This is a genomic window from Mucilaginibacter sp. P4_G9 (assembly GCF_056400985.1).
In genome coordinates this window covers 1-24,167 of record NZ_JBFUKF010000037.1, presented here as the reverse complement: position 1 = coordinate 24,167, position 24,167 = coordinate 1, and the positions used below count along the sequence as shown (strand labels likewise).

The window sequence follows — 24,167 nt, the reverse complement described above, 5'->3', positions numbered from 1 at the left end:
GTTTATATCATTGTTGACCCCGATATCCCCAAGGAAAATCCACAGGCAAAATATATACTTGAACCGCACATTAAAGCCATAAGCGATTGGGTTAAAAAGGGCGGTGTTTTGCTGGTACTAAATAATGATACGGGTAACGCAGAGTTTACCCATCTTAACAAGCTGATGGCAAAGTTTGGTATCAGCTTTAATAAAAACAGCATTAACCATGTAGCCGGTCGCGAGTTTGAACAGGGGGCAATAAACATACCTGCCGATAATAAGATATTTAAAACAGCCAAAAAGGTATACATTAAGGAGCTTAGCACATTAAACTTTAGTGCCCCGGCTATAGCCCGACTTATTAATAAAAATGACGTAATAGTTGCCACCGCTAAATATGGCAAAGGAGCCGTGTTTGCCGTAGGTGACCCCTGGTTTTACAACGAATATGTAGATGGCCGGAAGCTGCCTCCGCAATTTGAAAACATTAATGCCGCTAACGACCTGGTACGCTGGGTGGCCGATCAGATTTTATCAAAACATAAATAATTATAAATACCCCAATCAAACAAAACATGATCTTATCAAAGTATAACCTTAAAAGAATAAACGTTGCAGGAACCGAATTGCCTGGTGAACAACTATTTGAGCTGCCCGAAAAGGTATTGCAATTTGGCACGGGAGTGCTTTTAAGGGGCCTTCCCGATTATTTTATTGACAAGGCCAACCGTAGCGGAATTTTTAACGGCAGGGTAGTTGTTATAAAATCAACAGATACCGGTACGGTTGATGATTTTGATAAGCAGGATAATTTATATACCATTTATTCAAAAGGGATTGTAAATGGCAAGGAGGTGAGCGAGCAGTTAATTTCTTCGGCAATAAGCAGGGTGCTTTCTGCCGCAAATGCCTGGGATGATATTTTGGAGGTTGCCAGGAACCCAAAGTTGAAGGTGATTATATCTAACACCACCGAAGTGGGTATTAAGTTGGTAAAGGAAGATGTGCGTAAACACCCGCCGGCTTCATTCCCCGGCAAATTATTAGCTGTTTTATATGAACGTTACATGGCCTTTAACGGCAGTGCGGATAGCGGCCTGGTAATTATCCCAACCGAACTTATTGTTGATAACGGTAAAAAACTGGAAGCCATTGTATTGGAGTTGGCTCATTTAAATAAGCTGGAGCCTGCCTTTATGGATTGGCTGGAAAATAGCAATAGTTTCTGTAATTCATTAGTAGACAGGATTGTACCTGGTCGCCCGGATTCTGCATCGAATGAGGAATTAGATACCAGGAATGGCTATACGGATAACCTTTCAATTATGGCCGAGACCTATAGTTTATGGGCTATTGAGGGAGACGATAAAATAAGGGACGTATTATCATTTGCACAGGCGGATGAGGGTGTGGTAATAACACCTGATATTGAATTATTCAGGGAATTAAAGTTAAGGTTGTTAAACGGTACACATACATTGTGCTGCGCTTTTGCCTATTTATCGGGGTTTAAAACGGTTAAAGAGGCAATGGATGATGAGCAGTTTACAAAGTTTATTACGCAGCTGGTGTTTGAAGAGATCAGGCCTGCCATACCGTATAAAATTGACGATGTTGTAGCTGCTGATTTTGCAAACAAGGTGCTGGATAGGTTTCGCAATCCGTATATCAGGCATGAGTGGTTAAGTATCTCGGTGCAATACGCTACCAAAATCAAAATGCGTGTTATTCCGTTATTATTAAACTATTATAAATTAAACAATACAGTACCTGCATGCATGGCAATGGGCTTTGCTGCCTTTATCCGTTTTATGCGCGTTAAAGCAGGGGATGAGGGGCAATATACCGGTACCGTCAACAACGGGGAATATAAAGTTACAGATAGCCAGGCTGCATATTTTGCAAAGGTTTGGGAAAACCCGGATAGCGATGCTGTAATTCAAAACATATTAAAAAATAAAGACTTGTGGGATGCCGACCTGGACATTTTACCAGGTTTTACTGCAGCTGTGATTGAGCAATTTAACCAGGTGAATAAAGGATAAACAGATTGCTGCACTATTAAAAAATTAAAACGATGAAACAACGAATTATAAAAGTACATCCTGCCGATAATGTACTGGTGGCACTTGCCGATTTACAGCCAGGTGAAGAGGTTGAATATAAGGGGAATAGTTATAAAGTGCTTGAATTTATACCCGCCAAGCATAAGTTTGCCATTGCCGATATTCCCCAAGGTGGTGAGATCATTATGTACGGGGTTTTAGTAGGCAAAGCGCAAAGCCCTATCCCGGTTGGTGGTTTGTTATCTACCAGCAATGTGGTACATGCAGCCAACAGCTTTTTAACCGGCAGCAGCCATACCGACTGGCATAAACCCGATGTAAGTAAATGGCAAAGCCAGACATTTAACGGCTATCACCGGGAGGATGGTAGCGTGGGTACAGCCAATTACTGGCTGGTGGTTCCGATGGTATTTTGTGAGAACCGCAATATTGAGGTATTACAGGAAGCGCTGGTAAAGCCTTTGGGCTACGGGCGTAAAAAAACTTATGAAATAAAAGCGCAGCAACTGATAGGCATGATTAAAGCCGGCGGAGAGATCAATGAAGTATTGTATACCGAAATTGATGGCGATACAGCTCAGGTAACCGGTAATAAAATATTTCCTAATGTTGACGGTATTAAATTTTTATCGCATACCGGCGGTTGTGGGGGGACACGCCAGGACTCAACTACCTTATGCGGCTTACTGGCAGGTTATATTACTCATCCTAATGTAGCAGGCGCCACGGTATTAAGCCTGGGATGCCAGAATGCCGAGGTACGGATCCTGCAGGAAGAGATTAATAAGCGCTCACCCAATTTCAATAAGCCTTTATACATATTGGATCAGCAAAAAACCGGGAAAGAAGCCGACCTGATGGAACTGGCCATAAGGCAAACCCTGGCTGGCTTAATGCAGGCCAATACGTACGTTCGTAAGCCGGCACCATTAAGTAAGCTTGTTATAGGGCTGGAATGCGGAGGCTCTGATGGTTTTTCGGGGATCTCGGCAAACCCCGCTATCGGTTACACGTCCGATCTGCTGGTGGCGCTTGGCGGTTCGGTTATATTGGCGGAGTTTCCGGAACTGTGCGGTGTTGAACAGAACCTGATTGACCGTTGTTTGGATAAAAATAAAGCCGAGCGTTTTGCCAGTCTGGTAAGTAGCTATAGCCAGCGCGCCGAGGAAGCAGGCTCTGGTTTTTATATGAACCCGTCGCCCGGCAATATAAAAGATGGTTTAATAACCGATGCCATCAAATCTGCCGGGGCTGCAAAAAAGGGCGGCACATCACCGGTGGCCGATGTGCTTGATTATCCTGAAAAAGTTACCAAACCAGGTTTGAATTTGCTGTGTACACCTGGCAATGATGTGGAATCAACCACGGCCGAGGTTGGTTCGGGAGCTAATATAGTTTTATTTACAACCGGCCTGGGTACGCCAACCGGCAACCCGATAGCCCCGGTTGTTAAAATTGCCACAAACACTACTTTGTTTAACCGGATGAGCGATATCATCGACATTAATACAGGTACCATAGTAGAAGGCGATGAAACAATTGAACAGGCAGGCGAAAGGATCCTGGACTACGTAATTAAAGTAGCCGGCGGCGAAATTGAAGTAAGCGCTGTAAGGCATGGCCAGGATGATTTTATCCCGTGGAAAAGAGGCGTATCCTTATAGGTATTTACGATTATTAACAATATTAAGAATCAAGAACCAAGAATCAAGACAGCCCAAAAAGCGTCAAAACATAAAAGTTTTCCAAGCCTTTACCTTACTGTTGCTTTCTCTTGATTCTTGACTCTAACATCTTGATTCTTATCTAAAATAACATAATGAAGGTACTTACCTGTATTACCCCCGGCCAACTGGAGTATGGCACCGCTGATGTTCCGGCGCTTAAACCCGGCTATGCCCTGCTCAAGATAAAACGTATTGGCATTTGCGGGACGGATCTGCACGCGTTTGAGGGCACACAGCCATTTTTTAGCTATCCCCGCATATTGGGGCATGAACTGGCAGCCGAGCTGCTTGATGCCGGCGATGCGGATGGGTTTGAAAAAGGAGAGGCTGTAACATTTATACCATATTTTAATTGCGGCCACTGTATTGCCTGCAGATCGGCTAAGCCCAATTGCTGTGTTAACATACAGGTTTGCGGGGTGCACACGGATGGCGGCATGGCCGAATACCTGCAGGTGCCCTCACATTTACTGGTGCACGGCGAGGGACTTAGTTTTGATGAACTGGCATTGGTTGAACCATTGGCCATAGGTGCGCATGGCGTAAGGCGGGCGGGTGTACAGCCAGGAGAATTTGTACTGGTTATTGGCGCAGGACCAATTGGTTTGGGTATTATGGAATTTGCACGCATAGCCGGTGGAATAGTTATAGCTGCTGATGTGAACGCGCAACGTTTGGCTTTTTGCAGGGATAACCTGAAGATTGTTCACACTATTAACGTAAAGGACGAGGATACCCTGGAGCGGTTAAAAGAAATTACCAATGGCGATATGCCTACCGTAGTAATTGATGCAACCGGTAATCAAAACGCTATAAATGGCGCTTTTCAATACATGGCACACGGCGCAAGGTATGTGCTGGTAGGTTTGCAACGGGGTGATATTGTTGTCAGTCACCCGGAGTTTCATAAACGCGAAGCCACCCTGATGAGCAGCCGCAATGCTACCCGCCAGGATTTTGAGCATGTGATCTTATCCATGAAAAACGGGTTGGTTAATCCCCAAACTTATATTACCCACAGGGTAACATTTGATGAAGTGAAAAATCAGTTTGAAAGCTGGCTAAACCCTGCCAATGGGGTAATTAAAGCTATGGTTGAAGTATAAATATGACCAGTAGAACTATCATATTCCGTTTTTTAACAACTGTGCTTGTTTTTGCGTCAGGTGGTGTTTCCGCGCAACAAAAGCCACTGCTAAGCTTTGATAAGCTAAAAACCTATGTAAACTACTTTAATGCGATAGATACCGAAACGGTAAAGAATTATGTAATCAATGATGGTGCTTATGATTGGATGGCCAAAAACATACCACTGTTTGAATGCCCCGATTCGGCTATCCAAAAAATATATTATTACCGCTGGTGGACGTTCCGTAAACACCTGAAACAAACACCGGATGGCTTTATTTTTACAGAATTTATAACACCGGTAAGTTTTACGGGCGTTTACAACAGTTCGAGCAGTGCGCTTGGCCACCAGGTTTACGAGGGCCGCTGGCTGCATGATCCTCAGTATATAAACGACTACATCAAATTCTGGCTCTATGTTGACCCAAAACAAAAGAAGCCTCATTTGCACGCCTTCAGCAGCTGGATTGATGATGCCGTTTATAACTATTACCTGGTTAACCTCAATAAAAATTTTGTAGCGCAGGTAATACCTGCCCTAAATGCTGATTACAGCCAATGGGAAACCGAAAAGCAACTGCCCTCAAAACTGTTCTGGCAGTTTGATGTAAGGGATGCCATGGAAGAATCCATTAGCGGCTCACGAAAAGTAAAGAATAAGAGACCTACCATTAACAGTTATATGTATGGTAACGCTGTGGCGCTATCAAAAATGGCATCACTGCTTGGCATCGATTCGTTGAAGAATAAGTACAGCCAAAAAGCTATCGAACTTAAAAAACTGGTACAGGATAGTTTATGGAACGATTCTGCTTCATTTTTTGAGGCACGCAGACCCGATGGGAGTTTTGCCGGCGCCCGTGAGGAGTTGGGATTTATCCCCTGGTATTTTAAGCTGCCCAATGATAAAGCCACTTTTGCCAAACAATGGGATCAGTTAACTGATGATAAAGGTTTTAATGCACCATGGGGTATCACCACGGCCGAAAGACGCCATCCGCTGTTCCGCACACATGGCACCGGGCATGGCTGTGAGTGGGACGGGGCAGTTTGGCCATTTGCTACTACCCAAACCCTAAAAGGATTGGCAAATTTGCTTACCAATTATCAAAACAAAGGCAGCATGACCCCGGCTGTTTTCTATAATGAACTGCATAAATATGCCTTATCACACATAAAGCGGGGAGTGCCGTATCTTGGTGAGTACCAGGACGAAAAAACCGGCTATTGGCTTAAGGGCGATAACCCGCGCAGCAGCTATTATAACCACTCGGGTTTTTGCGACCTGGTGATCAATGATCTGGTTGGCTTAAAGCCCCGCGCCGATAATATGCTGGAGATTTTTCCCCTTATCCCTAAAAAGCAATGGAAATGGTTTGCATTGGATAATGTGCTTTACCATGGTCATCATATCAGTATCCTATGGGATAAAACCGGCACCAAATACCATAAAGGCAAAGGTTTTATAATTTATGCCGATGGCAAAATAATTATGCATGGCACACAGCTTAAGCGTGTATTGGTAAGGATGCCAGTTTAATTTGTAGCATACATTCTCTCTTTTCTGGATTGTAAAAATTCCAATGATGGTAATATCGTACAGTAGCTGGGAAAAATATCAGATGAAACTACCATGCTATACTGATACTTTTGAATGTTATACAACCAATTAAGTTCAACCTTAATACCATCTTAACATAACCTGCTATACCAAGTCTGTCCCCCTGAAATGGCTTTGTAGCAAATGATGTAAAAACATGAAAATGAGAATAACCCATAGCTACCTCGCGCTTCTGATACTGATATTCAGCTGTTTTCATTCCTCATTGAAGGCCCTGGACCCCGGCAAAAAAATGACCATCGTGCTGCCCCCAAAACATCACGAACGATTAGATTATGGCGCTCAAAAACTAAAGTCAGCCTTGCAACAGGCCGGTTATATAGTTACCACACAGCAAAATACTAAAGCGGTGGCCGGTAACGCCATTTTTGTTGGTCTTTTACAGGATCCTGTTATTAAAAGAGCATTGATAAAGCAACATGCTGATATTCTGAAATTCCCTGGCAAAGAAGGATTTATAATTAATAGCACCAATAATACGGCTATCATAGCCGGCGCGGATAATTCCGGTACTTTATATGGTTGCCTGGAGCTGGCTGGCAGGATAAAAAGCGCCCATGGTTTACCCCTTAAATTGGCAATAACCGATCAGCCCGAAATGGTATTGCGCGGCGCTTGTGTTGGTGTTCAAAAACCTGCATTATTGCCCGGTCGCGGTACTTATGAATATCCTTATACGCCCGAAAATTTTCCCTGGTTTTATGATAAAGCACTTTGGCTGCGGTACCTGGATTCTTTGGCCGAAAACAGGATGAACTCTTTATACCTGTGGAATGGTCATCCCTTTGCATCTTTGGTTAAAGTAAAGGAATATCCTTATGCTGTTGAGGTGGATGACGCCACCTTTAAAAAGAATGAGGAGATCTATCGTTTCCTGGCAAGCGAGGCCGATAAACGCGGCATCTGGCTGATCCAGGGTTTTTATAACATCATCGTATCTAAACCCTTTGCCGAAAAAAATAACCTCAAAACACAGGACAGGGACCGCCATATAGTACCCGTAATTGCCGATTATACCCGTAAATCAATAGCGGCATTCGTACAAAAATACCCGAATGTAGGTTTGTTAATCACCCTTGGCGAAGCGATGGAAGGGGTAGGGCAGGATGATATAGACTGGTTCACCAAAACAATTATTCCCGGCGTACAGGATGGCTTGAAAGCATTGGGCCGCACTGATGAACCGCCCATTGTATTGCGTGCACATGATAGCGATGCGCCATCGGTGATGAAATACGCCAAGCCATTATATAAAAACCTGTATACCATGGCTAAGTATAATGGCGAGGCGCTTACCACCTACGAGCCGCATGGCCCATGGGCCGATTTGCACCGTACACTAAGCCGCATTGGTACCGTGCAGATAGAGAATGTGCACATCATGGCCAACCTGGAACCTTTTCGCTATGGTTCGCCGGATTTTATACAAAAATGCGTGCTGGCAATGCACAATGTTTACAGGGCAAATGGCTTGCACATATACCCACAGGCATCTTACTGGGACTGGCCTTATACAGCCGATAACACAGGTGGACAACGGTTATTACAACTGGATCGCGATTGGATTTGGTACAAGGCATGGGCACGCTATGCCTGGGATAGCCATCGCGGCAGGGGAGACGAGATAAATTATTGGGCTAAGCAGCTGGCCGCCAAGTATGGCTGTAATGAAACACATGGCAAGGATATTTTAGCAGCGTACGAGCAATCGGGCGAGATAGCCCCGGAATTGCTCAGGCGCTTTGGTATTACCGATGGCAACCGGCAAACTATGACCCTGGGTATGTTGATGAGCCAACTGGTTAATCCCGAAAAATATGGTTTGTTCACATTACTTTATAACTCTGAAGGGCCGGTTGGCGAAATGATGAGTGAGTATGCCGAAAAGGAATGGAAACACCAGCCCCACATCGGCGAAACGCCTGTTAAAGTAATTGATAGTGTAATAGTGCAGGGCCGTAAAGCCGTTGAAGCTATTGATCGGGCATCGGCACAGATAAAAAAAGATAAAACTGAATTTAACAGGTTTAAAAATGACATTTATTGCTATAATGCTTTAGCAAACAGCTATGCTTATAAAGCAAAAGCAGCATTATGGGTGCTTCGGTATAAATATTCGGATAACATTGCCGACCTGGAAAAAGCCTTGCCTGAATTGCAAACCAGCCTGGATTATTTTAACCAGCTGGTTAATCTTACCAAAGATACTTACCTGTATGCCAATAGCATGCAAACTAAGCAGCGTAAAATTCCGGTTGGCGGCAATGATGCCAAAATGAAAACCTGGGTGGAGCTGTTGCCCGTTTACCAAAAAGAACTGGATAATTTTAAACATAACATCGACTCGTTGAAATCGCCGCAGGTAGMAGCAAAAAAAGCTGATAAGATAATTCTGACCAACGCGCAGGCCGTTATTAAAACAAAGGGTACCGCCTTTTACAAATTGAGTAACGGTGAGCAGGTATTTGCTGATACTGCTGTAGTAGTTAAAAATGCAGCCCCTGAGCTGGTAAACCTGCACCCTTTAAAATTAATTAAGGCAGATCAGCAAAAAAACGGAACGGAATTAAGTTTTACCAACGCCAAACCTGTTAAGGTGCTGGTGGGCTTTTTTAATGAGAAAGACCCTAAATACCTGCCGGAACCACAACTGGAAACAGATGCCAGTGCCAACGATTACGGCCAGGCAGATATAAAGATTGCCAATGCCATACAGGTAGAAGGTTTACCGCCGGTTAATGTGCATACCTATTCGTTTAAGGCGGGCACCAACACGCTTACGCTGGGTAAAGGCGCTTGTTTAATTTTAGGTATTGTTAATGATGATGCCTATATCCCGGTTTACGATGCCGGATTGAGCAATACCGGTAACATTAAAGATTTACGCTGGTTATTTAACTAAACAGTGCTATGAAAAACTCCAAACTGCCGGTCTTAAAATATTTATTTATTGCAATTACGCTCGTGCTTGCCACTCATTTAGCCCGGGCCCAATCAGACCTTAAACTCTGGTACAGGCAGCCTGCACAAAAATGGACGGATGCCCTACCCATTGGCAACGGCCGCTTAGGCGCCATGATATTTGGTGGAGTGGCAGAAGACAGGATCCAGTTTAATGAACAAACGTTATGGACGGGCGGTCCGCGCGCCTATGAGCGGCAAGGGGCCGTAAAATACCTGCAACCTATTCGCCAGCTCTTGTTTGACGGCAAACAATCCGAAGCCGAAGCACTCGCCGAAAAACATTTCATGGGAATGAAAAGCAATGAAATTACGTATACTGCCGATTCTGCCCGCTGGGTTAAAATGATGCACTCTCTTTATCTTCCGCGGGATGAACTTTACCATGACGATTCCTRGAAAACAGTTACGCTGCCTACTCTGCAAGGTTGGGAAACAACACCTGGCTTTGAGGGTTTAAATGGTGCGGTTTGGTTCAGGACAGCTTTTGAAGTACCCGTTGAATGGAAAGGAAAAAATCTCGTGCTGAGTCTTGGTCGCATACGGGATGTTGATTTCACCTATGTGAATGGCGATCAGGTTGGAACAACTAATGGAACGGCCTATCGCAAATATATCATCCCGGCAAAAAATGTAATTATCGGGACTAATCAGTTAGCTATACAAGTAATCAATTTTAATGACAAAGGCGGATTTACCAGTGCTGCAAAAGAAATGATGATTTATCCGGAKGGAACTAACGAAAATGCCGCGATACCCATAAAACTTGCCAAAAAGTGGAAATACTGGATTCAAGATGATAATCCGCCAGCTTATCCACGATATAATGCCGATTACCAGCCTTTTGGCGATTTGTACCTGCAATTCCCTGAGCAAACAATAAGTGAATACAAGCGCGACCTTGATATCACGAATGCCATGGCACACGTTACCTATAAGGCTGATGGAATAAACTACACCCGCGAGTACCTGGCAAGCGCCCCCGGCCAGGTAATAACTATTCATTTAACCGCCGATAAGCCTGGCAGCATTACGGTAAAAGCCCTGATGAAAAGTCTGCATAAAAAATTTATTACCCGCAAGGTTGATGATCATACCTTGGCGTTATCATTAAAAGTACATGATGGGGTATTACGCGGGGTAAGTTACCTGCATCTGCAGACTGTTGGCGGCAAAGTGCTGGTAACGCCAAACAATATTAAAGTTATCGGTGCCAATGAAGCTACGTTTTATTTAACAGCGGCAACAAATTTCAAAAATTATCATGATGTATCCGGCAACCCGGAAGCCATCTGCAGAAAGCAAATAGCAGGCATGGCCCATAAAAGCTACCCGGTTATAAAGGCAGATCATATAACAGACTACCAAAAAATCTTCAAAACATTCTCTATTGACCTTGGTAAAGGCATCAATGCTGATTTGCCTACAGATGAGCGGATCCTGAAGTTCAGGGATATGCCCGACCCATCGTTTATTACACTGTACACGCAATATGGAAGGTATTTGTTGATATCTTCATCGCGCCCGGGAAATGGTCCGGCTAATTTGCAGGGCCTGTGGAACGATCTGCTTACGCCGCCATGGGGCAGTAAATTTACCACCAACATCAATTTACAGATGAACTATTGGCCTGCCGAGGTATTAAACCTTTCGGCCTGCAGCGAACCGTTTTTCAGTATAGTTGATGACCTGGCTAAAACAGGTAAGCAAACGGCAAAAGAACATTACGGTGCATCGGGCTGGGTGCTGCACCATAATACCGATCTGTGGCGGGGCACTGCTCCGGTAAATGCATCAAATCATGGTATTTGGGTAAGCGGCGCCGCATGGCTTTGTCACCAATTATGGGAGCATTATTTATATACTAAGGATAAAAATTTTTTACAGAACCGCGCTTACCCGGAGATGAAGGGGGCGGCGGAATTTTTTGTGCACTTTTTAGTGAAAGATCCTAAAACCGGTTACCTTATCAGCACTCCCTCCAATTCGCCTGAACATGGCGGATTGGTAGCGGGGCCTGCTATGGATCACCAGATCATCCGCGATTTGTTCAAAAATTGCATAGCAGCATCAACCCTTTTAGGAATTGATAAGGATTTTGCCGATACGCTAAAAGCAAAATACGACAAGATAGCGCCCAACAAAATTGGCAAATACGGTCAACTGCAGGAATGGATGGAAGATAAGGACGATACTGCCGACACCCATCGCCATGTATCGCACATGTGGGGCGTGTTTCCCGGTACAGATATCACCTGGAAAAACCCGGATTTGATGCATGCAGCCGAAAAATCTATGCTTTACAGGGGGGATGAAGGCACAGGCTGGAGTATTGCCTGGAAGGTAAATATATGGGCCAGGATGAAGCAGGGCGATCACGCCTACTTGATGTTCACTAAGCTACTTTCTCCTGCTGACGTGAGCTCTGGTAAAGAAAAAGGCGGGGTTTACCATAACCTGTTCGACGCGCATCCGCCTTTCCAGATTGATGGAAACTTTGGCGGGGCGGCCGGCGTATCAGAAATGTTGCTGCAAAGCCAGGGAGATGATATTGAGCTGCTGCCAGCCTTGCCATCAGCTTTGGCGCAGGGAAGTATAAAGGGTATTTGCGCCCGTGGTGGTTTTGAATTGAACTTTAACTGGCAAAAAGGGCAGCTGCTGGGGGTACAAGTGCTATCAAAAGCCGGTGGAGTTTGTCGCTTGCGTTATCATGGTAAAATCATCAGCATCAATACGCAAAAAGGCCGGTCGTACCAATTTAATGCTGATCTGAAACAGCTATAATAGAAGACGATGAAGGTAAACAATTGTCATATTAAAAAGCAGTTTTCCGGGTTTAATCATCAGCTGGTTTTAATGCTTTTTATATGCGTGGTGTTTACTTTTTTTATTACTCCGGTATTTGGGCAAAATAACACCAGGCAGGAGATTTTGTTAAACACCAATTGGTATACCATAGCCCATGATAATAACGTAAAAGCTTATCCGGGCTTTGAACAGGCCAGCTTTAAAGATCAAAACTGGAAAACTGTAAACGTACCGCACAATTGGGATGAATATGAAGGTTACCGCCGTTTAAAACATGGCAACAGGCATGGGTATGCCTGGTACCGCAAAATCTTCGCTCTGCCTGCAAAGCAGCAAAATAAGCGCTACTTTTTATGGTTCGAGGGTGTGGGGTCGTATGCTACTGTTTGGCTAAATGGCATGCAGGTGGGTTATCATGCCGGTGGGCGTACTTCGTTTACATTGGATGTTACTGACGCGATAAAAACAGGGAGTAAAAACCTGCTCTGTGTTCGTGCAGATCATCCGGCTTTTATAAAAGACCTGCCCTGGGTTTGTGGCGGCTGCTCGGATGACCCGGGCTTTTCTGAAGGGTCGCAGCCTATGGGTGTTTTCAGACCGGTGCATTTGATTGTGACCAATCCGGTGCGTATTGAGCCTTTTGGCGTACATATTTGGAATGATACTACCGTCTCCGAAAAATCAGCCACGCTTAACCTCGAAACAGAAGTAAAAAATAACAGTAAGCAGTCATCTTCTATCCGTGTAAGCAATAAACTGGTTGATGCTGCAGGAAAAGTAGTTGCAGAAGTAAACGCTTCAAATGAAGTTAAACCCGGCGAAACTGTTGTGGTAAAGCAATTACTAAAAGATATAGCCGGTGTACATTTATGGTCTTTACAAAATCCGTATTTATATAATTTAATTACCCAGGTTTGGCAAAATGGCAAACTTGTGGATCAATCAACCACTCCCTATGGCATCCGCTGGATAAGCTGGCCAATTGGTCGCAATAATGACGATAACCGTTTTTATTTGAATGGCAAACCGGTGTTTATCAATGGCATTGCTGAGTATGAACACCTGATGGGCAGGAGCCAGGCTTTTACCGGTGAAGAAATTAAAGCAAGAGTGATGCAGGTAAAGGCTGCGGGTTTTAATGCTTTCAGAGATGCGCACCAACCGCATAATCTGGCATATCAAACATATTGGGATAAGCTGGGCATCCTTTGGTGGCCRCAATATTCGGCGCATATCTGGTTTGATACACCGGAATTCAAGGTTGCTTATAAGGCATTGCTGGTTGATTGGATCAAAGAGCGTCGTAACAGCCCCTCAGTTATTTTGTGGGGCTTGCAGAATGAAAGCAAACTGCCGGCCGATTTTGCCCGTGAATGTAGCGAAATCATCCGCAAGCTTGATCCTACAACATCATCACAGCGCAAAGTTACCACCTGTAATGGTGGCCAGGGCACCGATTGGGATGTGCCCCAAAACTGGACCGGCACCTATGGCGGCAACCCTTTAAACTACGGCGAGGACCTCAAAAAACAGATCCTCGTGGGCGAATATGGTGCCTGGCGAAGCCTTGGTTTACATACTGAAGGCCCATTTAACCAAAACGGTCCGCTTAGCGAGGACCGAATGACACAACTGATGGAGACTAAAGTGCGCCTGGCCGATTCTGTGAAAGACCAGGTTGCAGGGCATTTTCAATGGTTGCTCTATTCGCATGAAAACCCGGGCCGCACACAAGGAGGCGAGGGCCAACGGGAGTTGGACAGGGTGGGGCCGGTTAACTATAAAGGCTTATTTACACCCTGGGGGCAGCCAACCGACGCGTTTTATATGTACCGGGCTAATTATGCACCAAAGGATAAAGAACCAATGGTTTACATTGTATCTCATACATGGCCCGACCGCTGGTTAACAGCGGGTAAAAAAGATAGTATTACAGTTTACTCCAATTGCGACGAGGTAGAATTGTTTAATGATGTACAGCATATTTCGCTGGGTAAAAAGAAAAAAGGTGGGGTAGGTACTCATTTTCAGTGGGATGATGTGGATATAAAATATAACGTTTTATACGCGGTTGGGTACGTAAATGGCAAATCCGTTGCGCATGACCAGGTGGTGCTCAATCATTTACCAGCTGCTCCGTATTTAAATTCGGATAGATCAGCAAATTCAGCGCTGCTCAAACCTGCGTCCGGTTACAATTACCTATACAGGTTAAATTGTGGAGGCCCCGATTATAAAGACAGTTTTGGTAATTTATGGATGGCCGATAAACATCAACATAATAAAAACCAGCCGGGCTCATTATCATGGACGGACGATTATCCGAATATGCCTGCCTTTTTTGCCAGCCAGCAACGCACGTTTGATAATATTGGCAGAACAAATGATAGCCCATTGTTTCAAACATTCAGGTATGGGATGGGCAAATTGCAGTTTAACTTCCCGGTACGCGATGGCGATTACCGTGTTGAATTATATTTTACCGAACCATGGTATGGCACAGGCGGTGGAATGGACTGTACAGGCTGGCGCTTATTTGATGTAGCTGTTAACGGCAAAACAAAGATCAAAAACCTGGATATCTGGAAAGAAGCAGGTTATGCTTGCGCACTAAAGAAAACAATCACTGCTCACATCACAGGCGGTAAAATAAGCATAAGCTTCCCAGATGTAGCTGCAGGTGAAGCCCTTATATCTGCAATTGCTATCAGCACTTTAAATGGCAATGTACATGCGGCACCAAACAACAGCGGCATAATAACACATTTAAAATCAGCCGGAGATTGGAAATTACAAAGCTGGATGGACGTAGGCCAAAAGCAGTATGTGAACGCCGGTATCAGCTTCAGTAACCTGCCGCCTGTACTTTTTGGGGCTGACTGGATTTGTGCCGATCTTTCTGATAATAAGCAGTTTGCGTCATTTTTCGTAGCTACCGATGCAGATGTATTTGTGGCGATGGATACCGCCCCGGCACAAAGGCCAGCATGGTTAAATGATTATGAAGTTACCGGTTTGTATATAGAAAATGATGCCGATGGCGGGCATAAGCTCCCGGTCTACCGCAAAAGATTTAAAAAGGATGGCATGGTGCAATTAGGTGCGAATAAAGGAAAATACATGTACACCGTGGCTGTTTTGCCGGTAACTACACTTGAACCAGCAACCGATCTGCGTAAAACCATAAGCTACAAAGCTGATATCGCTGATATTCAGGGCGATGGCATAGTCAGGGATACTTTGGCCGGTAAAAAAGTGATCCGCTATGAAAAGGATGCAGGGGGGAGTACGTCATTTACCATTACCCCCGGTGTGGCTGATTTGTATGCTTTGCGCATAAAGTATTACAATTCAACAGATAAGGCCTTTACTGCAAAAATGAAGTTGCTTGCTGCCGATGGAACAGTGATGAAAGAAGAAGATTTAAGCTTTAAACCGGTAGCCAAAAACAAGTCGGGAATGGTGGCTACTACAACGGGGACGAGTATTAACGCGGGTAATTATAAACTGGTAATTGCGGGTGAAAAATGTGCAGGTTTATGTATATTGGGGATAGAAATGCAGTAGAAAAATTGAGAAAAATATAGAAAAATGCTAAAAAAGTTCATTTTGTTTTTGCTGCTGGTATTACCATTGGGATTATTTGCCCGGGAACTAAAAGTGGCAGGTCTGCAATGTGATTACAAACAAAATCCACAAGGGGTTGAGTCGGTATCACCAGGACTGAGCTGGCAGTTGAAAAGCAGCAAAGCCAACACCATGCAAACGGCTTACCGGGTATTGGTGTCCGATGATCCGCAGGCACTGGACAATGATAAAGGCAATATCTGGGACTCAAAAAAAGTGGCCTCGGCGGCATCTTTGCAGGTGGCCTACAAGGGCAGCCAACTCCAACCGGCCAAAACTTATTATTGGAAAGTAATGGTTTGGGATAACCACCAACAGCAATCGGCCTGGAGTGGTATTGCCCGCTGGCAAATGGGATTGTTAACTAATGCCGATTGGCAAGGTGCCAACTGGATAGCCTATGATAAACTGCCCGATACCTCAGTTATTGTTCCGTTTTATCACGGTAAAGGGCCAAAAAAGTTAGGGATGGCCAATGATGTACTGCCATTGCTGCGTAAACCATTCCATGTGGGCAATCAGCTTAAAAGAGCTACACTTTACATCTGCGGGCTGGGCCATTTCGACCTGAGTTTGAACGGTAGAAAAGTTGGCGACCATTTTCTTGACCCTGGCTGGACAAAATATGACAAGCAGGCCCTGTATGTACCATTTGATATTACCGGTCTGCTAAAAGCCGGTAAAAACACCATCGGGGTAATGTTGGGTAACGGGTTTTATTATATCCCCCGCGATAAACGCTACCGTAAACTTACCGGTGGATATGGCTGCCCCAAAATGATCTGCCGTTTGGTTATGGAATACCAGGATGGGAAGATAGATAACCTTGTAAGCGACACCACCTGGAAAACAGCTCCCGGCCCGGTAACCTTCAGCAGTATTTATGGCGGCGAGGACTATAATGCCAACCTGGAACAGGCCGGATGGAACACCAATGCCTTTAATGATGATACCTGGCGTAAGGCTATACAGGTACATGGCCCGCCGATGCTAAACGCCCAGGCGGCCGACCCGCTGAAAGTAATGCAGGAGTTTATCCCCCAAAACAAAACACAATTAAGCACGGGAGCCTGGATCTATGACTTTGGACAAAACTTTTCGGGCATTCCACAAATCACGGTTAGGGGAAAAAAAGGAGATACGGTAAAGATAATTCCGGCCGAGTTGGTTAATGCTGATGGCAGTGCCAATCAAAAAGGATCGGGCGGGCCGCATTATTATAATTACATTTTAAAAGGTGATGGTGCAGAAACCTGGCAGCCGCAGTTTACCTATTACGGGTTCAGGTATTTACAGGTGGTAGGTGCGGTTCCGCAACATGAGGCTAATGCCAAACAACAGCCGGTTGTTGTCGCTATAAAAGGACTGCACACACGCAACGCTGCTGCTACGGTTGGCGATTTTGCCTGTTCAAATGAGCTGTTTAATAAAACCTTTAAGCTGATAGACTGGGCCATGAAAAGCAATATGGCCAGCGTGTTTACCGATTGCCCGCACCGCGAAAAACTGGGCTGGCTGGAAGAGGCTCATTTGGTGGGAAGTTCCCTGCATTATAACTATGATATAGTTGGGCTGGCGCGTAAATGCATCAACGATATGCGGATCTCGCAAACTGAAGATGGTTTGGTTCCGGAGATAGCTCCTGAATATGTAAAGTTTGATGAGCCATTCCGCGACTCGCCCGAATGGGGGAGCAATGCAGTTATTCTGCCCTGGTATGTGTATCAATGGTACGGCGATAAAGATGTGCTGACCCAAAATTACGATATGATAAAACGCTACCTAACTTACCTGGGTAAAAAAGCAGACGATCATATTTTAACCCAGGGCTTAGGCGATTGGTACGACCTGGGGCCAAAACCACCTGGCGTGTCGCAGTTAACCCCAAAGGGCATCACAGCCACGGCCTTATATTATTATGACCTGGGTATCGCGGTAAAAATTGCCACCTTACTGGGGAAAAGCGAAGACGCTGTGGCTTACAATAAATTAGCCGCCCTGGTAAAGCAATCTTACAATAAAAAATTCTTTAATGCCGAAATCCAACAATATGGTACCGGCAGCCAGGCGGCAAATGCCATATCTGTTTATACCGGTTTGGTTGAACCGCAATATAAAACCGCTGTGGTGAACAATATTGTAAAGGATATCCGCAGTAGAGGTAACAGTCTTACCGCCGGTGATATTGGTTACCGCTACCTGCTGAGGGTATTGGATGATGAAGGCCGGTCGGACGTGATATTTGATATGAATAGTCGTGCTGATGTGCCGGGTTATGGGTATCAGTTAGCGCACGGCGCAACGGCGCTGACAGAATCATGGGCAGCGTTGCCATCGGTATCAAACAACCATTTTATGCTGGGCCATTTAATGGAGTGGTTTTACAGCGGACTGGCAGGCATCCGCCCGGCAGATGATGCCATCGCCTTTAACAAAATAGAGATCAGGCCCGAAGTTGTAGGCGATGTAACCTGGGCAAAGGCAAACTACCAGTCGCCTTACGGCACCATTTCAAGCAGCTGGAAAAAGGAAGCAGGTAAGTTTGAGCTGAGTGTAAGCATTCCGGCTAATACAACGGCCACCATTTATTTGCCGGTAGTTAAAACGGCTATGATCACAGCTGGCGGGCAAAACATCAGGAACAGAAAAGACATGGAATTTATAGGATACAAAAACGGTAAGGCTTTGGTTAAGGTGGGTTCGGGGGGGTATTTGTTTGTGGTTAGGTAAGGAAGGCATGTTGAGTTATGAAGTTTGGGGAAAGGAATGACGTACGCAGCATAGCGGCGACGACTCACCCCGACGAGGCTGCGCCCGTCTGCCCCTCTCTCCGACTGCGTCGCATAGAGGGGCAAAAAGTTCGTTTTTATTTTTGTTTCAACCCTCTTTGCGGCGCAGCCGGAGAGAGGGTCGGCCAGCGCAGCGTAGCCGGGTGAGTCGTTGCCAGTATACAGAGCCAATTGCTTGGTTTATACCAACCACGTCATTGCGAGTGGTAAAATCCAAGGACTCTGAAGGGGGAATGACGTTGCTAAGAGGGCTGTCATGCTGAGCCTGTCGAAGCATAGTGGGCAAAGGCCTCTCCGCACGAGTCTTCGACAGGCTCAGACTGACAGGCCTTTACGCCTTGAAAAACGAATGCGTCATGGGTAGGCACGATGCAATCCCAAACTATGCAGATCGGATTTGCCAGGCTGCTCTGTAAGTCGGGGATTGCTTCGTACCTCGCAATGACGGTCTGTTTTAAACAGCTTTTAAGAATTATAGAAATTATGAATCATACATTAAAACGCTTGGTATTATTTATTTGCCTGTTACCGGCGATAAAACTATCGGCACAAACCAAAACTGTGCCCAATAAGGTAATGCAGGATATTTACCAGCAGGTAAAAACCCCGTATAAATATGGCCTGGTGATGGCGCCCGATAGCAATTCAAAAAAGATGGATTGTCCCAGTGTTTTCAGGAAAGGGAACAACTGGTACATGACTTACCTTATATTTAACGGCCGTGGTTACGAAACCTGGCTGGCTGATAGCAAAGACCTGCTGCATTGGAAAACCCGCGGCCGCATCCTGTCATTCTCTGATACCACGCAGTGGGACAGCAACCAAAAGGCGGGTTATATTGCTTTACAGGATTACAAGTGGGGCGGCAGTTACCAGCTGCAAAAATACCAGGATAAATACTGGATGTCGTATTTCGGCGGGCAAAGCCGGGGGTACGAGAAAGGGCAGCTATCAATCAGCGTTGCCTATACCGGCAAGGATCCGTCAACACCACATGAATGGCAGCGGTTAGGCCATCCCGTACTATCAAGTATCGATAAAGATGTAAGCTGGTGGGATAACCATACCCAATACAAAGAAACCGTGATATGGGATAAGGCAAAGCTTACCGGGCACCCATTTGTAATGTATTACAATGCCAACGGCGATAGCCTAAACAAAAAACGCGGTGCCGAGCGCATTGGTATGGCTGTATCTGATGATATGCTGCACTGGCAGCGTTTTGGCAAAGATCCTGTGCTGAACCATGGCGATGGCATTACCGGCGATCCGTATATTCAAAAAATGGGCGATGTGTATGTGATGTTTTATTTCGGCGCCTTTTGGAAAACCGGGACAACGGGTGTATTTAACCGCTTTGCCTGTTCGTACGATCTGGTTCACTGGACTGATTGGACTGGCGATAAGCTGATTGAATCATCCGAACCTTATGATAATATGTTTGCCCACAAATCATTTGTGGTAAAATATAAGGGTGTGGTATACCACTACTATTGCGCGGTAAACAAAGCCGATCAGCGTGGTATAGCTGTAGCTACATCAAAAGATCTGGGCAAAAGCGAATTGAATTTTGTTGCACCACCGGTTAAAAAGAAGAAATAAATGAAGTAGATAGGCTTTATAAATAGCTCGTCATTATAAGTTGTTGATTGTCAGTATGTATTTTTTTGTACATAAACCTCTTACCCRTCATTGCGAGGAACGAAGCAATCCCCAATTTACAGAGCAGCTGTGCAAATCCGATCTGTATTTTGGGGATTGCTTCGTCGTACCTCCTCGCAATGACGCTCTTTTTTTTAAGATGTCATTACTGTTTTTTCCGGGCTACGGCCGGTGATCACTCGCAATGACGGAGGTTGGTGTTAAAACTGTTCTATAAACTCAAATTATGCGATACCATTATTTTTTGCTCACTACTTTATTAATCTGTGCCGCTACGGCTAATGCCCAAAGCGCGCGTAAAACAGAAAGTTTTAATACCGGCTGGAAGTTTTTTTTAGGCGATGAGCCGCGGGCCCAAAATAAAATCTTTGGTGATGCACAATGGCGCAGCCTGGATCTGCCGCACGACTGGAGCATAGAGGGCCGTTTTGATCAGAAAAATCCTACAACACAGGCCGAAGGTGGTTTACCAGCAGGCATTGGCTGGTACCGTAAAAGTTTTACCTTGCCTTTATCAGCCCAAAACAAAAATATATTTATTGATTTTGACGGTGTTTACCACAACAGCGAGGTTTGGGTAAACGGGCATTACCTGGGCAAACGCCCAAATGGATATATCTCTTTCAGGTATGATATTACGCCGTACCTCAACTTTGGCAACAAAAAAAATGTGATCGCGGTACGTGTGGATAATTCCGATCAGCCTAATTCCCGCTGGTATACAGGCTCGGGGATTTACCGTAATGTGTGGCTGGCTACAACGGCTAAAACCTACCTTACAAACTGGGGAACTTTTATAACAACACCTAAAGTAAATGATAAAGTCGCCGAAGTGGCTTTGGAGATCGGTGTACATCAGCCATCGGCAAACAACAAATTAAGCCTGCAAACTACCATTTACAATACCGAAGGTAAGGTTGTTGTTTCCCAAACATCCCCGGTAAAAAATACCGGAGACACTTCGATTGCTATTCATCAAACTTTGGAAGTAAGCAAACCTAAGCTTTGGTCGGTAACAAGGCCATACCTGTATAAAGTAGTAATAAAAGTGTTGCAAAACGGTAAAGTACTTGATGACCAGTCAATTTACACGGGGATCCGTTATTTTAACTTTGATGCCGATAAAGGCTTTACTTTAAACGGCGAGCCGATGAAAATAAAAGGCGTTTGCCTGCACCATGACCAGGGTGCACTGGGTACGGCTGTAAATGTAAGGGCTATGGAGCGCCAGCTGCAAATACTGAAAGCCATGGGCTGTAACGCCATCCGTACATCGCACAACGCCCCTGCACCCGGATTTCTTGACCTGTGCGACAGGATGGGATTTTTGGTGATGGATGAAGCTTTTGATATGTGGCGAAAAAAGAAAAGTAAGAATGACTATCCCCAGGATTGGGATAAATGGCATGTAAAGGACCTGCAGGACCAGGTGTTGCGTGACCGTAAGCACCCGTCGATTTTTGCCTGGAGCATTGGTAACGAGATACGGGAACAATTTGACAGTACCGGCATCAGCATCAGTCGCGAATTGGTAGGTATTGTGAAGCAGCTGGATAAAACCAGGCCGGTTACATCGGCATTGAGCGAGGCTGATCCGAAAAAGAATTTCATCTATCAATCCGGCGCGCTCGATTTGGTAGGCTTAAATTATCACCAGGAAGTGTATGCCAATTTTCAAAAGAATTATCCCGGCCAAAAGTTTGTTGGGACCGAAAGCATGTCGGCACTGGCTACCCGCGGGCATTATGATATGCCGTCGGATAGCGTGAGGCGTTGGCCAAAGGATGGCAAAACACCTTTGAAAGATGGCAATCCCGATTTTACGGTATCGGCTTATGATAATGTATCGGCCTACTGGGGTTCAACACATGAAGAAACCTGGAAGATCATCAAGAAATACGATTTCCTTTCGGGATTATTTGTGTGGACAGGGTTTGATTATATCGGCGAACCTACCCCGTACTTGTGGCCAGCACGCAGCTCATACTTTGGTATAGTTGACCTCGCGGGCTTCCCTAAAGATGTTTATTATATGTACCAAAGCGAATGGACAACTACGCCAGTGTTGCACCTGTTGCCCCATTGGAACTGGAAATCCGGTCAAACTATTGACGTTTGGGCCTATTATAATAATGCCGATGAAGTGGAGGCTTATTTAAACGGCAAATCATTAGGTATCCGCAGGAAAACAGGCGATGACCTGCACGTAATGTGGCGGGTTAAATATGAGCCCGGCACGTTGAAGGCAGTTTCGCGCAAAAATGGCAAGGTCATTATGAGTACCCAGGTTATTACGGCAGGCGAGCCGTATCGCATTTTGCTTAAGGCTGATAGACAAAAAATAACCGCTGATGGGAAAGATCTGTCATACATCACAGTAACTGTTGTCGACAAATACGATATACCCGTGCCGGATGCCAATCACCTTATCAAATTTAAAGTAAGTGGACAGGGTATCTTAAAGGCGGTTGATAATGGCTCGCAAACAGATCTTGATCCATTTGTTTCCAATCAGCACCGGGTATTTAATGGGCTGGGGCTGGCTATTATTCAATCGAAATCAAATGCTGGTAAAATTAACCTTACTGTTACCGGGGATGGTTTGCAGGCGGCGCATATAATTATTAAAAGTAGTCGCTGAATAGCGCGGTTTAGGCTAAAGCCACATGTTTATTAAATTTTATCCGTCGGCTAAAGCCAACGGCAATGAATTTACAGATGCTATCCGTTAATTATCAATTACCATCAGTCAGAAACTTCATTGCCGTCCCATTTATGGGACGGATAATCAGGGTTGCAACCGGCTTTAGCCAAACCTATTTAACCTGGCGGAATTGTTTACCCTTAACAATTTCATAAAGAGGTAATAAAAACACCGGTGATTTAAATGCTAATATCATACAATAGCCTGAAAAAATGTTATAGTAAATGATACTACCACAATGGTACATTTGTTTATACAGTTTTAAACCGCAATATAAATCTTACTAGAAATTTTGTTTAACGCATGAAAGTGTTACCCCTGCTCGATTTTACCATTATAGGTATTTACCTGATAGGGATGATACTGGTGGGCTTTTATTTTTCGCGAAAGAATAAAAATGCCAGGCAGTTTACCATGGCATCGGGTTTAATACCGGGCTGGGCTATCGGTCTGTCTATTTACGCCACCTTTTTAAGCAGCAATACTTTTTTGGGTGTACCTGGCAAAGCTTATGGTGGTAACTGGAACGCTTTTGTATTTAGCCTGAGCATGCCGCTTGCTGCATGGATTGCTGTTAAATATTTTGTACCATTTTATCGTAACACAGGCGAGGTATCGGCCTATACGCATCTCGAAAAGCGTTTTGGCCCCTGGGCACGCACCTATGCTGTTATTTGTTTTTTACTTACGCAACTGGCCCGCATGGGCTCGGTGTTTTTTGGTATCGCGTTAAGCCTTCAGGCGCTTACCGGTGTATCAATGAAAATGATTATGCTGATAATGGGTGTCTCTATCATCATATACACCGTGTCGGGTGGCATAAAAGCAGTAATATGGACAGAAGTAGTGCAGGGTATTATTAAAACACTGGGCGCTGTGCTTATCATTTACCTGTTGGTAACCAATATCTCTGGCGGGTTTACAAAGATAATGGATATTGGCGTGGCCAATCACAAATTTGATCTGGGCAGTTTTTCGCCCGACCTTACCCAGCCAACATTTTGGGTGATATTGTTTTATGGATTTTTTATCAACCTTAACAATTTTGGGATGGACCAAAACTACATACAGCGTTACCATGCAGCAAAATCA

11 protein-coding genes and 1 pseudogene are annotated in these 24,167 nt (G+C 44.8%); all 12 read left to right on the top strand.

Annotated elements, in window-relative coordinates:
* A pseudogene (locus AC1DPZ_RS05860) lies at nt 1-531 on the top strand (glycoside hydrolase family 88 protein); the annotation flags it as partial.
* A gap of 26 nt (nt 532-557) precedes the next feature.
* Nucleotides 558-2,027 (top strand): tagaturonate reductase, encoded by a 1,470-nt coding sequence (locus AC1DPZ_RS05855; protein WP_477401890.1) that lies wholly within the window; start codon nt 558-560, stop codon nt 2,025-2,027.
* Between the two features lie 32 nt (nt 2,028-2,059).
* Complete coding sequence (locus AC1DPZ_RS05850) at nt 2,060-3,712, top strand: UxaA family hydrolase (protein ID WP_477401889.1); 1,653 nt, start codon at nt 2,060-2,062, stop codon at nt 3,710-3,712.
* A gap of 155 nt (nt 3,713-3,867) precedes the next feature.
* The gene (locus AC1DPZ_RS05845; RefSeq protein WP_477401888.1) at nt 3,868-4,881 is read left to right on the top strand and encodes a zinc-binding alcohol dehydrogenase family protein; all 1,014 of its coding nucleotides are present in this window, start codon (nt 3,868-3,870) and stop codon (nt 4,879-4,881) included.
* Between the two features lie 2 nt (nt 4,882-4,883).
* Complete coding sequence (locus tag AC1DPZ_RS05840; RefSeq protein ID WP_477401887.1) at nt 4,884-6,443, top strand: MGH1-like glycoside hydrolase domain-containing protein; 1,560 nt, start codon at nt 4,884-4,886, stop codon at nt 6,441-6,443.
* A gap of 217 nt (nt 6,444-6,660) precedes the next feature.
* A complete protein-coding gene (locus AC1DPZ_RS05835) occupies nt 6,661-9,426 on the top strand; it encodes an alpha-d-galacturonidase (protein ID WP_477401885.1) in 2,766 nt (921 codons plus the stop codon).
* A gap of 8 nt (nt 9,427-9,434) precedes the next feature.
* A complete protein-coding gene (locus AC1DPZ_RS05830) occupies nt 9,435-12,269 on the top strand; it encodes a glycoside hydrolase family 95 protein (protein ID WP_477401883.1) in 2,835 nt (944 codons plus the stop codon).
* Between the two features lie 9 nt (nt 12,270-12,278).
* The gene (locus AC1DPZ_RS05825; RefSeq protein WP_477401882.1) at nt 12,279-15,860 is read left to right on the top strand and encodes a malectin domain-containing carbohydrate-binding protein; all 3,582 of its coding nucleotides are present in this window, start codon (nt 12,279-12,281) and stop codon (nt 15,858-15,860) included.
* A gap of 24 nt (nt 15,861-15,884) precedes the next feature.
* Entirely contained in the window at nt 15,885-18,650 is a 2,766-nt protein-coding gene (locus AC1DPZ_RS05820) for a family 78 glycoside hydrolase catalytic domain (protein ID WP_477401881.1), read from the top strand.
* A 542-nt stretch (nt 18,651-19,192) separates the two neighbouring features.
* Nucleotides 19,193-20,311 (top strand): glycoside hydrolase family protein, encoded by a 1,119-nt coding sequence (locus AC1DPZ_RS05815; protein WP_477401880.1) that lies wholly within the window; start codon nt 19,193-19,195, stop codon nt 20,309-20,311.
* A 286-nt stretch (nt 20,312-20,597) separates the two neighbouring features.
* Complete coding sequence (gene galB / locus AC1DPZ_RS05810) at nt 20,598-23,012, top strand: beta-galactosidase GalB (RefSeq protein ID WP_477401879.1); 2,415 nt, start codon at nt 20,598-20,600, stop codon at nt 23,010-23,012.
* Between the two features lie 366 nt (nt 23,013-23,378).
* Nucleotides 23,379-24,167, top strand: a 789-nt coding sequence (locus tag AC1DPZ_RS05805) for a sodium:solute symporter family transporter (RefSeq protein WP_477401878.1), incomplete at its 3' end; no start/stop codon positions are given.

What these genes read in the sequence shown, in the direction of transcription:
- AC1DPZ_RS05855 (WP_477401890.1), top strand. Translation starts at nt 558, where the DNA reads ATGATCTTATCAAAGTATAACCTTAAAAGAATAAACGTTGCAGGAACC.
- AC1DPZ_RS05850 (WP_477401889.1), top strand. Translation starts at nt 2,060, where the DNA reads ATGAAACAACGAATTATAAAAGTACATCCTGCCGATAATGTACTGGTG.
- AC1DPZ_RS05845 (WP_477401888.1), top strand. Translation starts at nt 3,868, where the DNA reads ATGAAGGTACTTACCTGTATTACCCCCGGCCAACTGGAGTATGGCACC.
- AC1DPZ_RS05840 (WP_477401887.1), top strand. Translation starts at nt 4,884, where the DNA reads ATGACCAGTAGAACTATCATATTCCGTTTTTTAACAACTGTGCTTGTT.
- AC1DPZ_RS05820 (WP_477401881.1), top strand. Translation starts at nt 15,885, where the DNA reads ATGCTAAAAAAGTTCATTTTGTTTTTGCTGCTGGTATTACCATTGGGA.
- AC1DPZ_RS05815 (WP_477401880.1), top strand. Translation starts at nt 19,193, where the DNA reads ATGAATCATACATTAAAACGCTTGGTATTATTTATTTGCCTGTTACCG.
- galB (WP_477401879.1), top strand. Translation starts at nt 20,598, where the DNA reads ATGCGATACCATTATTTTTTGCTCACTACTTTATTAATCTGTGCCGCT.